Origin of the sequence: Bradyrhizobium sp. (assembly GCF_049691595.1) — a bacterium.
GTDB lineage: Bacteria > Pseudomonadota > Alphaproteobacteria > Rhizobiales > Xanthobacteraceae > Bradyrhizobium.
Window position 1 is genome coordinate 1 of record NZ_JBAVNZ010000357.1, and the last position, 13889, is coordinate 13889.

General features: G+C 65.3%; 15 protein-coding genes. 9 read left to right on the forward strand and 6 right to left on the reverse strand.

Features of this window, described 5'->3' with window-relative positions; translation table 11 throughout:
- Positions 1-49 precede the first annotated feature (49 nt).
- Positions 50-1048 (forward strand): Bug family tripartite tricarboxylate transporter substrate binding protein, encoded by a 999-nt coding sequence (locus tag WCE35_RS15655; RefSeq protein ID WP_424594249.1) that lies wholly within the window; start codon positions 50-52, stop codon positions 1046-1048.
- Between the two features lie 56 nt (positions 1049-1104).
- On the opposite strand, the gene WCE35_RS15660 is transcribed toward WCE35_RS15655, so the two are convergent.
- Positions 1105-1512 (reverse strand): PIN domain-containing protein, encoded by a 408-nt coding sequence (locus WCE35_RS15660; RefSeq protein ID WP_424594250.1) that lies wholly within the window; start codon positions 1510-1512, stop codon positions 1105-1107.
- Positions 1513-1660: 148 nt separating this feature from the next.
- On the opposite strand from WCE35_RS15660, the gene WCE35_RS15665 reads away from it, so the two are divergent.
- Positions 1661-1852 carry a hypothetical protein gene (locus WCE35_RS15665; protein ID WP_424594251.1) on the forward strand — a complete coding sequence of 64 codons (192 nt, stop codon included), beginning with the start codon at positions 1661-1663 and terminating at the stop codon, positions 1850-1852.
- Between the two features lie 110 nt (positions 1853-1962).
- On the opposite strand, the gene flgH is transcribed toward WCE35_RS15665, so the two are convergent.
- The 4 genes from flgH to flgF are packed head-to-tail and all read right to left on the reverse strand — an operon-like array spanning position 1963 to position 5394.
- Positions 1963-2727, reverse strand: coding sequence for a flagellar basal body L-ring protein FlgH (gene flgH / locus WCE35_RS15670; RefSeq protein WP_424594252.1), 765 nt, complete (start codon positions 2725-2727; stop codon positions 1963-1965).
- Positions 2727-3812: a flagellar basal body P-ring formation chaperone FlgA gene (gene flgA, locus WCE35_RS15675; protein WP_424594253.1), complete on the reverse strand. Its 1086-nt coding sequence runs from the start codon at positions 3810-3812 to the stop codon at positions 2727-2729. Before flgA ends, flgH begins: the two co-directional genes overlap by 1 nt.
- A gap of 10 nt (positions 3813-3822) precedes the next feature.
- Positions 3823-4611: a flagellar basal-body rod protein FlgG gene (gene flgG / locus WCE35_RS15680; RefSeq protein ID WP_424594254.1), complete on the reverse strand. Its 789-nt coding sequence runs from the start codon at positions 4609-4611 to the stop codon at positions 3823-3825.
- Positions 4612-4629: 18 nt separating this feature from the next.
- Positions 4630-5394, reverse strand: a complete 765-nt coding sequence (flgF, locus tag WCE35_RS15685; protein ID WP_424594255.1) for a flagellar basal-body rod protein FlgF — start codon at positions 5392-5394, stop codon at positions 4630-4632.
- 381 nt (positions 5395-5775) lie between these two features.
- On the opposite strand from flgF, the gene fliL reads away from it, so the two are divergent.
- The 7 genes from fliL (at position 5776) to WCE35_RS15720 (ending at position 13395) form a co-directional block, all read left to right on the forward strand.
- Complete coding sequence (fliL, locus tag WCE35_RS15690) at positions 5776-6267, forward strand: flagellar basal body-associated protein FliL (protein ID WP_424594256.1); 492 nt, start codon at positions 5776-5778, stop codon at positions 6265-6267.
- Positions 6268-6285: 18 nt separating this feature from the next.
- Positions 6286-7488 carry a flagellar motor switch protein FliM gene (gene fliM, locus WCE35_RS15695; protein WP_424594257.1) on the forward strand — a complete coding sequence of 401 codons (1203 nt, stop codon included), beginning with the start codon at positions 6286-6288 and terminating at the stop codon, positions 7486-7488.
- The gene (locus tag WCE35_RS15700) at positions 7485-7925 is read left to right on the forward strand and encodes a DUF6468 domain-containing protein (protein ID WP_424594258.1); all 441 of its coding nucleotides are present in this window, start codon (positions 7485-7487) and stop codon (positions 7923-7925) included. Before fliM ends, WCE35_RS15700 begins: the two co-directional genes overlap by 4 nt.
- The gene (locus WCE35_RS15705) at positions 7922-8707 is read left to right on the forward strand and encodes a MotE family protein (RefSeq protein WP_424594259.1); all 786 of its coding nucleotides are present in this window, start codon (positions 7922-7924) and stop codon (positions 8705-8707) included. The genes WCE35_RS15700 and WCE35_RS15705 overlap by 4 nt, the downstream gene beginning before the upstream one ends.
- A 103-nt stretch (positions 8708-8810) precedes the next feature.
- The gene (locus WCE35_RS15710) at positions 8811-12608 is read left to right on the forward strand and encodes a tetratricopeptide repeat protein (RefSeq protein WP_424594260.1); all 3798 of its coding nucleotides are present in this window, start codon (positions 8811-8813) and stop codon (positions 12606-12608) included.
- A gap of 82 nt (positions 12609-12690) precedes the next feature.
- Positions 12691-12927: a hypothetical protein gene (locus WCE35_RS15715; protein WP_424594263.1), complete on the forward strand. Its 237-nt coding sequence runs from the start codon at positions 12691-12693 to the stop codon at positions 12925-12927.
- A 168-nt stretch (positions 12928-13095) separates the two neighbouring features.
- Positions 13096-13395, forward strand: a complete 300-nt coding sequence (locus WCE35_RS15720) for a hypothetical protein (protein WP_424594261.1) — start codon at positions 13096-13098, stop codon at positions 13393-13395.
- A 66-nt stretch (positions 13396-13461) separates the two neighbouring features.
- Here the strand turns inward: WCE35_RS15720 and WCE35_RS15725 are convergent, their stop codons facing one another.
- Positions 13462-13758, reverse strand: a complete 297-nt coding sequence (locus WCE35_RS15725; protein ID WP_424594262.1) for a hypothetical protein — start codon at positions 13756-13758, stop codon at positions 13462-13464.
- Positions 13759-13889 lie beyond the last annotated feature (131 nt).

Here is a 13889-nt window from a genome sequence, read left to right on the forward strand (position 1 = left end):
TCGTGGTGACCGACCAATCAAGCAAAAGTACCCATCATGGAGGAACGCGATGTCGTCGCCCACGCCCGTGAATCGCCGCACGCTGCTGACCCTTGTCGGCGGCTCGATCGCCACGCCGCTCGTGGCACCTCGCATCGCTTTCTCGCAAGAGGCCTGGCCGACCCGGACGGTGCGCTATGTCAACGGTTTTCCGGCAGGCGGTGCCACCGATACGCTGTCGCGCATTCTCTGCGAGAAGATGGGCGAACTGTCGCGACAGTCGTTCGTGGTCGAGAACAGGGCTGGCGCGGGCGGCGTTTTGGGGGCCGATGCCGTCGCCAAGGCGGCGCCGGACGGATACACGGTCGGTCTCGGCGGCATCGCCCAAAACGTGCTGGCGATCGGAAGCTACGCCAAACTTCCCTATCACGCGATCGATGATTTCACCTTCATCGGCGGCATGTGGCAACTGCCGAATATCCTCACGGCGCGGAACGACCTGTTCTCCTCGGATCTCAGGGAATTGCTCGCCGCCTTCCGGAAGGAGCCCCGCAAATACACCTACGCATCGGCCGGGTTCGGCACCACGCTGCACCTCTCGGGCGAGATGATGAACAGCATGGCGGGCGTCGAGGTGATCCATATTCCCTACAAGGGGGCCGCGCCGGCGATGACCGACCTGCTCGGCGGCCGGGTCGATCTCCTGTTCGACAATCTGCCCGGCTCGCTGCCGAACGTGCAGGCAGGGCAGGTCAAGCCGGTCGCCGTCACCGCGGGGGCGCGAATCCCCGAGCTTCCCGACGTGCCCGCCATGGCCGAGGTGCTGCCGGGATATGAGATCACCTCATGGACCGCCATGCTCGGACCCGCGAACATGAAGCCCGACCTGGTGGCGCAGATCAATGCGCTGCTCGTCAAGGCGCTCGCCGATCCCGCGTTGAAAAAGCGCTACAGCGAACTTGGCGCAAGGCCGTGGCCAGCCTCGCCGGCCGAGATCAAGGCATTCCGCGACAGCGAGGAGCTACGGCTGTTGCCGATCATGAAGGCGGCCGGGATCAAGCCGGAGTGAAACGGGGGACAAGAGGTTGCGGCGCGCGCCCAACGCCGCCGCGTCCGCCGCATCCATCATGCCGTCCAACTCACGACGATCAACCCAGGCACGCGCGCGAACTCGCGTTGATTGAGCGTCACCAGCGCCGCGCCACGACGGCGGGCCTGCGCGGCGATCAGATAATCGTAATGCCCGATCGGCGTGCCGGCTTTTTCAAGTTCGGCGCGGATATCACCAGCATGCGCCGCGTCCTCAGGCTCGAAAGACCATGGCGTGACCGCCAGCGACAGGAAAGCTTCGAGGCCAGCCTCGCTGCGCGCTCGTCGATCGCTTTTCGCCGCGCCGCACCTCATCTCGAACAGAACGATCGCGGGAATGCCAATCGTCACGCCCGATACGAGCTCCGCGCCAAGCTGGTCGCGGATATGCGCCGGTCGCAGATTGATGGCTGAGATCACGATGTTGGTGTCGAGGCAGAACATCAGTCGAAGAATTTGCGCGGGTCAGGCTCCGCCGGCGGGCGGTTGCACTCATGATCCGCCTCCTTCGAATTTTGGTAGATACCATTGGTAGATATCACGCGACTGGCGTGTCGGTCAATGCGTCCATCCAGCGGGGGTAGCAGGCGCGATGGATGAACTATTCATGGCACTATTGCGACGTGTCGGGCGCCAGCTATGCGAATTGAAAGCCTGGATTCGAAATCTACGGAAAAGGCGGCAGGAAATGAGCGACCCCAAAAAATTGACCGCCAGCAGCGGCAATGTTTTCGCCGACCTTGGTCTTGCCAATCCGGCCCTGAGAGTGCTCGGAATGGAATGATACAACGCAAACCAACCGCGGCCTCCGCCAGGGGAGCTGACGGAGGCCGCGCTGGAACATCGCACTGCGCCCGGGTTCGCAATGAGATGTGGGAGCTCGTTAAGAAAACACTAGAACGGCAGCAGCACGTCCATCACCTGCTGGCCGTAGCGCGGCTGTTGCACGTCGGTGATCTGGCCGCGGCCGCCATAGGCGATGCGGGCCTGGGCGATCTTGCTCGAATCGATGGTGTTGTCGCTCTGGATGTCCTCCGGCCGCACGATGCCGGCGACGATCAGCTCGCGGATCTCGAAATTGACGCGGATCTCCTGCTTGCCTTCCACCACCAGATTGCCGTTCGGCAACACCTGCGTCACGACAGCGGCGACATTGGTCTGCAACGCTTCCTGGCGGTTGACCGAGCCCTTGCCGTCGCTGGAGGCGGAAGAGTCCGCGGTCAGGAGGCGGCCGGGCAGCAGTTTTTGCGCGTTGGCGCCGAGCGCCTTGCTGCCGACGAAATCGGTGATGCCGGAATCCTCCTTGTTGGAGCGGCTGCGCTGGGTCTCGTTGGCGATGTTGGCCTTGTCGGTGATGTTGACGGTGACGGTCAGGATATCGCCGATCCGCGCCGCGCGCTGATCCCGGAAGAAGGCGCGGCTGCCGTTGCGCCACAGCGAGTTCGGGCTGTAGGAGGCAACCTCCGGCTTCGGCATCGGCATCTGCACCGGCTTGTAGCCGGGCTGCGCGGTTGGATTCTCGATCTCGGTCAGCTTTGGCTTCTCGCCGATCTGGGACAGACGGTCGATCGACGAACAACCGCTCGCGATGGCAGCGAGCGCCAGCCAGGCGCCGGCGAGGAGGAGGCGGCGGTTGAAGCGGAAAGCGAACATGAACATTACTCTGCTGTTGGAGCGACTGGACTGACATTGGCGAGGGCAACGGGGGCGGCAGGTTCGTCGGTGCCGAGCGAGGAGGTCTTGTCGGCGGCAGGCGCCGGGCGCGGCGTCGCCACCGAAATCGACACCTGGCCGCGGCCGCTGACGACGCCGGACACCGTGCGCTTGGACTGCAGGTTCATGACGTTGACGACATCGCCCTCGGTGCCGCCGTCGAGCGCCTTGCCGCGCACGGTGAGATAGAGCCCCGCGGTCTCGTAGATCAGCGTCACCGGCTGGTCGCGCTGCACGAGGTCGGGCCGCGCCAGATCGGCGGCCTTCAGCGCCTGGCCTGCGCGCAGCTGGCGGCGCGCCTGCATGCCGACCGCATGATCGCGGGAGGCGACGTCGGGGCCGACTTCCGCCTTGGGGCGGCGCTCGACCAGCACGTCGGAGGATTTCAGAATATCGCCGCGCTCGACACCGCGCGCCAGCACCGCGGCCTGCACGGTCTCGATCGCGGTTCCCGTGAAGCGCAGTTTTGTCGGCGCCGCGCCGTTCTCATTCGCTATCTCGAGGGTGACGTCGAAGCGGCCGTTGCGCGCGTCGTAGCGCGCGGAGAGCGGCTGCAAATTGCCGTTGTTGGAAGCATCCAGCCGGATGTCGCCGGGATCGCGATCGAAGGTCAGCAAGAGACCGGCGGCCTCGCCGAGGCCGTTGCGGCGCTCCAGCGCGCGCGCGACCTGCGCCTCGATCTCCTTGCCTTCCAGCGTGCGCGCCAGCCGCGTCACCGAAATCTGCCTGAGATCCCTCGTGTCGACGCCGATCACCTGATGCGCGCGCAGCGCGTTCAAGACCTGCGCCACCGGGAGCGAGCCGGTGGTGCCCAGATCCGGCGCGCGGTAGATCGCGATCCGGGAAAATTGTCCGGCGTTGTCGATGAGGTCGCCGATCCGCACGATATCGTCGGACACGGTGACATTGGCGCGCAGCACCGGCGCGGCGATGATGTCGTCGCGGGTCTGCGCGAATGCCGCCGTGGCGTGGGCGACGAGCCAGGCTGGGGCGAGCAGGGCGGTTGCGATCAGGAGCGCGCGTGCGATCATGGCAAACTCCTCAGCGGAACAGGTTGGAGGTGGATTGCAGCATCTGGTCGGCCGCGCTGATGACCTTTGCGTTCATCTCGTAGGCGCGCTGGGCGGCGATCAGGTCGGAGATTTCCGAGACCACCTCGACATTGGCCTGTTCGAGGTTCGACTGCTGCATGTCGCCAAAGCCGTCGGTGTTGGCGATGCCGTCCTGCGGCGTGCCGGAGGCCGGCGTATCCGTGAACAGATTGTCGCCGATCGGCTGCAGGCCGGCCTTGTTGATGAAGCGGGTCAGGCCGATCTGGCCGACGGTGGTCGGCGTGGTCGATCCTGGCAAGGTCACCGAGAGCTGGCCCTGGGCGTTGATGGTGATGCCGGAGGCGTTTTGCGGAATCGTGATCGTCGGCTGCACCGGGTTGCCCTGCGCCGTGACGACGCGGCCCTGCGCGTCCATCTGGAACGAGCCGTCGCGGGTATAGGCGTAGGTGCCGTCGGGCATCTGGATCTTGAAAAAACCTTCGCCGCGGACCGCGATGTCGAGATCGTTGCCGGTCTGCGAAAGCGAGCCCTGGCTCATCAGCCGCGGCGTGCCGACGGTCTTGACGCCGCCGCCGATGTCGACGCCGACCGGCAATATGGTGCCCTGGTCGGAGGCCTGCGCGCCGACCCGGCGCACATGGTCGTAGATCAGGTCCTGGAACGCCGCGCGCTGCTTCTTGTAGCCGGTGGTGCGCAGGTTCGCGATGTTGTTGGAGATCACCTGAACGTTGAGTTCCTGTGCCGCCATGCCGGTCGCCGCGGTGTAAAGAGCGCGCATCGGTTAGCCTTTCAAGAGTTAAGCCGGGACGTCGGCGAGTTTTTCGATCGCCGATTTGTGCAGGTCGCTCTGCTGCTGCAGCAGCGCCGAGATCTGGGTATAGGTGCGCGTGATTTCGATCATGCGGCTCATCTCGGTCACCGAATTGACGTTGGATTTCTCGACAAAGCCCTGGCGCACCCGCGAGCCGGTGTCGGGCTGCGCGGCGATGCCGTCGCCGGCCGAATAGAGGTTGGAACCTTCCTTCACCAGTTTTTGCGCATCGGTGAAGCTGGCGAGGCGGAGCTTGCCGCGCACCGCGCCGGTGCGGCCGGTGCCTTCGAGCACGGTGACGTTGCCGTCGGCGGCAATGCTGATGTCATGGTCGGTCGGCTGGAACACGATCGGGCCAGAGTTGCCGAGCACGGGATAGCCCGAGGCGTTCACGAGCTGGCCCTGGTTGTTGATCTGCAGGCCGCCGTCGCGGGTGTAGCGCTCGCCGGCCGGCGTCTGCACCGCGAGGAAACCGGCGCCGTCGATCGCGAGGTCGAGCGGATTTTTGGTCTGCTCGGTATTGCCGGGCGAGAAATCGTGGAAGGTGGCGCGGTCCTGCACGAAAGACAGCCGGCGGTCGGCGCTGACGAAATTGTCCTCGTGCGCGCCCGAATTCAGATATTCGGCAAACAGTGACCGGTCGGCCTTGTAACCTGACGTGTTGACGTTCGCGACATTGTTGGCAACGACATCCATCTGCCGTTCCAGCGTCATTTGCCGCGAAAGTCCGATGAGAAGCGTATTCTGCATCGGTGGTTCTCCCCTCTGACGATCCTCGGACGATCCTTGGCGCGGCTCTCCCAAGCTCGCTGTCGGATCTTCCAAACCGTAACGGCTCTCCCAAGCCGAAAGGTTCGACGAGGTCTCAGCGAAAGTCGTGCCAAGTGTGGAAATGCCGATGTTTCAGCGGCTTGGTCGTTTTTCCTGGCGCGGTGCGGGCGGCAGAAAGGTGTTGTTGACCATGTTTGCCCGGCAGTTTTTTCCTAGGTGAAGGCAAAAGGAAAGGTTCCATTAACCATTATTACCCTAGCGTTGCCTTTGAAGAGAGCGCGGGTGCGCTGGCGGCATTGGTATCGCGTCACGGGCCGGTCGGGTGGCAAACGCGTTCGTTCTCGAACCGGCGGGCGGGCGATGGCGGACAAAGAACAGGCGGATGGCGCCGACGGCGCGGAAGCCGCGGCTCCAAAAACCGGCAAGCTCAAGCTGATCATTGCCGCGGTGGGATTTGTCGCCATCATCGGCGGCGGCGCCGGCTGGTTCTTCCTGATGCACGGTCACGGCGAGGAGGCGCATGCCGAAGCGCCGATGGCGAAGCCGCCGGCCTTCGTCGAGGTGCCGGACATGCTGGTCAACCTGGCCGGCGCGCCCGGCGAGCGGGTGCTGTATCTCAAGGTCAAGCTGGTGCTCGAGGTCAAGGAGGAGAAGCAGGTCGAGGCGATCAAGCCGTCGCTGCCGCGGGTCACCGACCTGTTCCAGACCTATCTGCGCGAGTTGCGCCCCGCCGATCTCAACGGCTCGGCGGGCCTGTTCCGCCTCAAGGAAGAGCTGACCAGGCGCGTCAATGCCGCGGTGTCGCCCAACCAGGTGAGCGCGGTGTTGTTCAAGGAAATCGTGGTTCAGTGAAGGGACGGATCTAGCATCATGGCTGGCAACGACCAGATGGACCAGGACGCCATTGCCGCCCAATGGGAAGCCTCGCTCGATTCCGAGGATCCGGCGGCGGCGGCGGAAGAGGCGGCGGCCAATGAACTCTCCGAAACCATGGCGCTGCAATGGGCCGCCATGGTCGAGGACGGCAGCCGTGACTTCGGCAGCGCCAAGAACAGCGGCGAGCGGGTGCTGTCGCAGGAGGAAATCGACAACCTGCTCGGCTTTTCCGTCGGCGACGTCAATCTCGACGACCATTCCGGCATTCGCGCCATCATCGATTCCGCGATGGTGTCCTACGAGCGCCTGCCGATGCTCGAAATCGTGTTCGACCGGCTGGTGCGGCTGATGACCACGTCGTTGCGCAACTTCACCTCCGACAATGTCGAGGTCTCGCTCGACCGCATCACCTCGGTGCGGTTCGGCGACTACATGAATTCGATCCCGCTGCCCGCGGTGCTCAGCGTGTTCAAGGCCGAGGAGTGGGAGAATTTCGGCCTCGCCACCGTGGATTCGAGTCTGATCTATTCGATGATCGACGTGCTGCTCGGCGGCCGCCGCGGCCAGACCTCGCTGCGCATCGAGGGCCGTCCCTACACCACGATCGAGACCAACCTCGTCAAGCGGCTGATCGAGGTCGTGCTGGCCGACGCCGAGCAGGCGTTCCGGCCGCTGTCGCCGGTGACGTTCTCGATCGACCGGCTGGAGACCAATCCGCGCTTTGCCGCCATCAGCCGACCGGCCAACGCCGCGATCCTGGTGCGTCTGGGCATCGACATGGAAGACCGCGGCGGCAATATCGAGCTGCTGCTGCCCTATGCCACCATCGAGCCGATCCGCCCGGTGCTGTTGCAGATGTTCATGGGCGAGAAATTCGGCCGCGATCCGATCTGGGAGGGCCATTTCGCCACCGAAGTCGCGCAGGCCGAGATCGCGGTCGATGCCGTGCTTTACGAGGCCGATATTCCGCTGAAACAGCTGATGAGCCTGAAAGTGGGAGACACGCTGCCGCTGGACATGCGCGCCGACGCGCCGGTCTCGATCCGCTGCGGCTCCGTCACCCTGACCGAGGGACGCATGGGCCGGGTCGGCGACCGCGTCGCCATCCGCGTCATCAAGAACCTGCGCAAGCCGAATACCACCTTCGCGATGTTCGAGAAGGCCGATGAGCAAACCAAGTTGATGGAGGCCCAATGAGTCATTTGCTTGGAATTGTGATCGAGAGCCTGGTGGCGGCCCTGCTGCTGCTCACGATCGGCTATTGCATGCTGCTCAACACCAGGCTGAAGCGGCTGAAGGCGGACGAGCATTCGCTCAAGGCGACGATCGCGGAACTGATCACGGCGACCGAAATCGCCGAGCGCGCGATCGGCGGCCTCAAGCACACCGTGCGCGACGTCAACGAGAATCTCGGCAGTCAATTGACCGCCGCGACGCAGATGTCGGCGAACCTGAAGCAGCAGCTCGCCGAATGCGACGGCGTGATCCACCGCCTGACCAGGATCGCAATCGCCGCGCGGCCGGCCTCCGGGCCTGCGCCGGTGGCGGAGCCCAAGGTGTCGGCCGCCAAGGCCGTCGCCGCGGCGGCGCAGGCCTTCTCCGAGCGCCGAAGGGCTGACGGCCTCGCCGCATGAGATCCGCTCGCGACATCCGCGTGCTGCCGGTCGTGCTGATGGCGATCTTCGGCCTTGCCGTGCTCAAGGTCGCGGGCCTCGTGATGGATGGCGGATATGTCTTCGGCTACGAGCCGAATTCGACCAAACGTTCGTGGGCGCAGGAAAGTTTCAACTTCCCGGCCGGGCGCCGGGGAGATCCCGCCGACATCACCGGTTCGGTTCACGAGAAGCCCAAGGAGGAGAAGAAGGAAGAGGCCCCCAGGCCGGCCGCGCCCGCCGCGGCGGCGCCAAAGCCCGACGGCGTCGTCGTCGTTCCCGGCCAGACCCAGCCGGTGTCCGCTTCGGAACGTGCCATCCTCGAGCGGCTGCAGGCGCGGCGGCAGGAGCTGGAGACGCGCGCGCGCGAAATCGAGATTCGCGAGAGTCTGCTGAAGGCGGCGGAGAAGCGCATCGAATCGCGCGCCGAGGAGATGAAGGCGACCGAGGCCAGGGTCACGGCCGCCGGCGGCCAGAAGGCCGAAGCCGATGCCGCCCGCTTCAAGGGCATCATCACGATGTATGAGGGCATGAAGCCGAAGGACGCCGCCAAGGTGTTCGACCGGCTGGAGATGTCGGTGCTCTACGAAATCGCCTCCCAGATCGCGCCGCGCAAGATGGCCGACATCCTCGGCCTGATGCAGCCGGAGGCGGCCGAGCGGCTTACGGTCGAACTGGCGCGCCGCGCCGGCGCCGACAAATCCGGCGCGGTCGCCGAACTCCCCAAGATCGAAGGCAAGATGTTGTCGCAAAGGCCCAATTAGCGCGGATATTTAACAAGTCCTTAAGCCGGCCAATTCAAGATTCGAAACGCACAAGCGAGGCGCTTCGGCTCCGGGAATCGTTGAGGCCAAGAGACGTTTTGGAATGGCGCGAAAGGGTGGAATCGGGTCGGAAGGCCGCGCATTGGCGCGGGCGGCCGGGATTTGCCCCGGCCGGCCCGCATGGCTTGGCCTTGTCCTGGCCGGCTTGCTGTTTTCGACCGCCGGCCGGGCCGAAGATCCGGTCAGGGGTGAGGCGGCGTTCCAGGCTTCGGGCGGCTACGCCCGGCTGGTCCTGAAGCTTGCCGGGGACGTCGAGTCCGAAGTGACGACGGCCGGGTCGATTATCGTGATCCGGTTCAAGCGGCCGGTCGACATTGCCGTTGATCGAGTGGCGGACGCCGTCCCCGATTACGTCGCCGCCGTGCGGCGCGATCCCGACGGCGCGGCGATCCGGCTGTCGCTGGCACGCCGGGTCAGGGTCAACACCATGACCGCCGCCGAACGGATCTTCGTCGACCTCTTGCCCGACAGCTGGACCGGCCCGCCTCCCTCGCTTCCGCCCGAGGTGATCCGCGAATTGTCGGAGCGCGCCCGCGCGGCCGAGCGCGCGCTTCGGGCGCAGCGCGCGGCGACGGAAGCCAGGCGGCGGCCGCCCGTTCGAGTCCGCGCATCGCTACAGCCGACCTTCGTCCGCTTCATATTCGAAATGCCCGACGGCGTCCGCGTCTCGTCGGCGCTGAACGATCAGAAGCTGACCCTGCTGTTCAACAGCGTGCTCACCTTCGATCTGGCCGACGCCAAGGTGGCCGCACCGCCGAATATCGCCTCGATCGATGCGCGGGCCAATGCCGACACCTCCACGATCGAAATCGTGCTGATCGGCGACGTCGACGTCCATTCGTTCCGCGAGGAAAGAAACTACGTCGTCGACGTCGCTTTCCAGCCGGCGGAAAAGCCGGCGGTCGCTGAATCGCACGGGCCGGCATCCGCCAGGCCCGTGGCAGCGGCGCCGACCGCGCATGACAAGCCGGCCAGGGAAACCGTGCAGCAGCCGGCGCAGATCGCGCCGGTCACGTCGGAGAGGATCGCCGAGCAGGCCGGGGTCGAGATCAAGCCCGAATCGGCGAAGACTCTGCTCGCAGCGGAGAAGATGCCGCCAGCGAGCGAACCATCGCCGGCTCCGCCCGAGAAGGCGGCGCCGATGGCCGAGAAGGCCTCGCCCGCGCCGGAGCAGATGGCGCCGGCGCGGGAGACGCCTCGGGCGGAACATCATTCCGAAGAACGTCAGTCCAAGGAAACCCAGGCCGCGCGCGAGGCGGCGAACCCCGCGCCTGCGGCCGTGGAAACGCGGGCTGCCGCTGCCGAGGCGCCGCAAAAGACGACGCACGCTTCGCTCGAACCAGTGCGGGAAAATCGCGCCGGCGAACAGGCCGGCTCGGTCGACGCCCGGCGCGACAGCGACGGGCTGCGCGTGGAGTTCAGGTTTGCCGCGGCGACGCCCGCGGCATTGTTTCGCCGCGCCGATACGGTGTGGCTGGTGTTCGATTCGACCGAGCCCCTCGACGTCGAGCCGATCCGCGCCAAGGGCGGGGCCATCGTCGGCGATGTCAGCCGGCTGCCGCTCGATAAAGGTCAGGCGATCCGCATTCGCCTCAACCGTCCGCAGATGCCGGCGCTCGAGGCAGACGACGGCTCAAGGGGCGTGAGCTGGACGCTCACCTTTGCCGACCGCGTGCAAAAACCGCCGCTGCCGCTGCTGGTCCTGCGCAACATCACCGATCCCGCGCTCGCCAATGTCAGCGTGCCGCTGGCCAATCCCGGCCAGTTGCATCGGCTGGTCGATCCCGACGCCGGCGATATGCTGCTGGTGGTGACGGCGCCGCCGCCGACCCGCGGTTTCATCAAGCGGCAGGATTTTGTCGAACTGTCGCTGCTGGAATCGGTCCATGGCGTGGTGGTTCGTCCGAACGCCGACGATGTCGCCGCCGAGATCGGGTCCGACAAGGTCATGCTGGGCAGGCCCGGCGGCCTGACACTGTCCTCGGCCGATTTCGCCGCCGAACGCGCGACCGCCGCGGTCCGGCCGTTGTTCGACACCGAGGAATGGCGCAAGAACCAGGGCGAAAAATTTCTGCCGCGGCTGGATGCGCTGGTCGCAGCGGTGGGTGCGGCGGTGCCCGCCCAACGCTTGCAGGCCCGGCTCGACCTCGCCGGTTTCTATATGTCGCGGGGGATGTATCCGGAAGCGAAGGGCGTCACCGATCTCATCGTCTCGGAGACCAGGCCGGGCAGCGAGGAATCCATCGTGGTGATGATGCATGCGGTCTCGAGCATATTGATCGGCCAGCCCGAGCAGGGACTGAAGGATCTCGCCAATCCGGCGGTCGGCAACAGCTACGATTCCCAATTGTGGAAGGCACTGGCGCTGGCACGGCAGGGCAAATGGGCGGAGGCGCGGGAAAAGTTCAAGAATGTCGAATTCGCCGTTGCCACGCTGCCGGTGGAATTGCAGCGCATCGTGGCGATGGATTCGATGCGGGCGTCGCTGGAAGTGAAGGACTATGCCGGCGCCGCGCGGCGCCGCAGCGAACTCGACGTGGTCGGAATCCCGAAGGAGATGCGGCCCGCGATCGCGGTGTTGCGCGGCCGGCTGGCCGAGGCGCTCGGTCACGACAAGGACGCGCTCGACGCCTACCGGTTTGCGGCCAACTCGTCCGACCGGGCAGCGGCGGCCGAAGGCAGGCTGCTCGAGCTGGCGTTGCTGGAAAAGCGCGGCGAAATGGGCCAGGCCGAGGTGTTGCGCGAGCTGGAGACGCTTTCGGTGATCTGGCGCGGCGACGGGATCGAGGTGAGGATGCTGCAGATGATGACGCGCATCTATTCCGACGCCGGGCGTTATGCGGACGCGTTCGCGGCGACGCGGAGCGCGACCCGGCTGCAGCCCAATTCCGAACTGTCGCGGCAGGCCCAGGACAGCGCGTCGGCGCTGTTCGCGCAGCTTTTTCTCGGCCCCAAGGGCGATGACCTGCCGCCGGTCGAAGCGCTCGGCATGTTCTATGAGTATCGCGAACTGACGCCGATCGGCCGCCGCGGCGACGAGATGATCCGGCGGCTCGCGGACCGGCTGGTCACCGTCGATCTGCTCGATCAGGCCGCCGAGCTCCTGCAGTATCAGATCGACAAGAGGCTGGAGGGGGCGGCGCGCGCCCAGGTGGCCGCGCGCCTCGCCATGGTCTACCTGACCAATCGCAAGCCGGATCGCGCGATCGCAGCGCTGCGCTCGACGCGCATCGCCGATCTTTCCGGCGAGCTGCGGCAGCAGCGGCTGCTGCTGGAAGCGCGGGCGCAGAGCGACGTCGGGCGCCATGAACTCGCGCTCGACATCGTCTCCAACCTCACCGGCCGCGAAGCGATCCGGCTGCGTTCCGACATCTACTGGGCGTCGCGGCGGTGGCGCGAATCCGCCGAGCAGATCGAACTGTACTACGGCGATCGCTGGCGCGATTTCAAACCGCTGAACGCGGTGGAAAAGGCCGACGTGATCCGTGCGGTGATCGGATATGCGCTCGCGGAAGACGCCATCGGCCTGTCGCGGTTCCGCGAGAAATACGCGCCGCTGATGGCCGGCGAGGCCGACAGACTAGCCTTTGAAACCGCCAGCCTGCCGGTCGCTTCAAGCAGCACCGAGTTCGCCCAGATCGCCAGGATGGCCGCGAGCGTCGACACGCTCGATGGCTTCATCCGCGAGATGAAGACCCGGTTCCCGGACGCGACCGCGCGGGTGCCGGCGGCCGACCCCGCCACGACCGGCGCCTTGCCCGATGTCGCAAGGGAGAGTTCGGTGCCTGCCGGGCCGCTGCCGGAGATCGTCGGATTGCGGCGCGTTGGCGCGGCGAGGTAGCGCGTCGTGCGCGCGTCCTCTCGACAGATGCCCGCCAAAGCGGCAACCTGCGGCGACCTGTTTGCCGGAGCAAGTCGTGACCATGAGCAGACCCGCCAGGACCGAAGCCGAACTCATTGCGATGGCGAGAGCCGAGTTGAAGGTTCATGCCGATTGTCCCGATGGAATCATCATCTCGGTGGTCCGCTTCGGCGATTCCTGGGAGTTCCGCGCCGGCGCCGATGCGGCGACGGTTGCAAAACCCGGCTTTCCCGAATGCGTCGCGATGCTGGTGCAGATCGGCGATCACCTCGGCAAGCAGTATGACGTGAAGGGGTGAGGAGCGTTATCGGCCTTGTCATCGCAAGGTGCGAGGTGTCCGACGTAGCTCAAGGCGCGAAGGCGGAAGCGACGAGGCAATTCAGATCTTTCGATCAGGAGACATCGCGGGATTGTTTCGCGGCGTCTTTCAATGGTGAATGTTGTGTTGGCACTTGGGGGATCAATCATGGCGGAAGCCGATCTGGATGCCGTCATTCGGCAGCTTGCGAAGCAACAGAACAAGGGTCTCATGGCCGCCGCCAAGAGGCGGCGTGACCGGTACGTCAGCCTCGCGACCAAGGCGAAGGATGGCGAGACCAAAGAGAGATACAGGCAGATCGCCAAACATACGATGCTGCAAGGCGCCGCCGCCGCCAGGAGGTTGCGGATTTCCGCCGATAACGCCGCCGACAGTTATGCCAGGTCGATGCGGCAGGCGGCCGAAAACCCGTCCGCCAAAAAGCCGCCGAAGAACAAAGAGGCTTGATTCGACCATCCGCGCGCCTTGCACCACAAGCGGCCGTCATCAGCACGGCCGAAGCGGGATCGCCGGCTACCGCGGGTTGGAAGGGCCGCGGGCGTTCCATCTGCTCCAGGGAGCATTCGCGAGCGTTTGATAGTCGGTCGTGAGAGGACGTCGGGCCTGTCGCTCATAGGCTGCGATGATCTGTTCGGACTCCCTGATCTTCCGTTTTAGCTCGGCTACAGCCTCTTGCGTTCGGTCGATGGTTTTTGAGCCGGCAATTTCGCCGAAGTTGAATCTGGCCGTTTCGAAATGTTTCAGGGCTTCACAGTGTTTTTTGATCTGAGCCCGATGCCACGCGATCTGGCTGTTACTGTCTGCGACCATATGGGCCTCCTCAAGCCGGACTTGAGCATAAGTGATTCGCAGACGCCGGGGTGGGGAACCATCCTCGTCATTCCGGGGCGACGCGAAGCGCCGAGGCCGGAATCCATAACCACGACTGCCTCTGATAATCC

Excerpts from the sequence above, each read along its gene's own strand:
- WCE35_RS15660 (WP_424594250.1), bottom strand. The coding sequence starts at position 1,512 with ATGTTCTGCCTCGACACCAACATCGTGATCTCAGCCATCAATCTGCGA.
- WCE35_RS15710 (WP_424594260.1), top strand. The coding sequence starts at position 8,811 with ATGGCGCGAAAGGGTGGAATCGGGTCGGAAGGCCGCGCATTGGCGCGG.
- WCE35_RS15725 (WP_424594262.1), bottom strand. The coding sequence starts at position 13,758 with ATGGTCGCAGACAGTAACAGCCAGATCGCGTGGCATCGGGCTCAGATC.
- WCE35_RS15715 (WP_424594263.1), top strand. The coding sequence starts at position 12,691 with ATGAGCAGACCCGCCAGGACCGAAGCCGAACTCATTGCGATGGCGAGA.
- WCE35_RS15665 (WP_424594251.1), top strand. The coding sequence starts at position 1,661 with ATGGATGAACTATTCATGGCACTATTGCGACGTGTCGGGCGCCAGCTA.
- flgF (WP_424594255.1), bottom strand. The coding sequence starts at position 5,394 with ATGCAGAATACGCTTCTCATCGGACTTTCGCGGCAAATGACGCTGGAA.
- WCE35_RS15705 (WP_424594259.1), top strand. The coding sequence starts at position 7,922 with ATGAGATCCGCTCGCGACATCCGCGTGCTGCCGGTCGTGCTGATGGCG.
- WCE35_RS15655 (WP_424594249.1), top strand. The coding sequence starts at position 50 with ATGTCGTCGCCCACGCCCGTGAATCGCCGCACGCTGCTGACCCTTGTC.
- WCE35_RS15720 (WP_424594261.1), top strand. The coding sequence starts at position 13,096 with ATGGCGGAAGCCGATCTGGATGCCGTCATTCGGCAGCTTGCGAAGCAA.
- fliM (WP_424594257.1), top strand. The coding sequence starts at position 6,286 with ATGGCTGGCAACGACCAGATGGACCAGGACGCCATTGCCGCCCAATGG.
- flgH (WP_424594252.1), bottom strand. The coding sequence starts at position 2,727 with ATGTTCATGTTCGCTTTCCGCTTCAACCGCCGCCTCCTCCTCGCCGGC.
- fliL (WP_424594256.1), top strand. The coding sequence starts at position 5,776 with ATGGCGGACAAAGAACAGGCGGATGGCGCCGACGGCGCGGAAGCCGCG.
- flgG (WP_424594254.1), bottom strand. The coding sequence starts at position 4,611 with ATGCGCGCTCTTTACACCGCGGCGACCGGCATGGCGGCACAGGAACTC.
- flgA (WP_424594253.1), bottom strand. The coding sequence starts at position 3,812 with ATGATCGCACGCGCGCTCCTGATCGCAACCGCCCTGCTCGCCCCAGCC.
- WCE35_RS15700 (WP_424594258.1), top strand. The coding sequence starts at position 7,485 with ATGAGTCATTTGCTTGGAATTGTGATCGAGAGCCTGGTGGCGGCCCTG.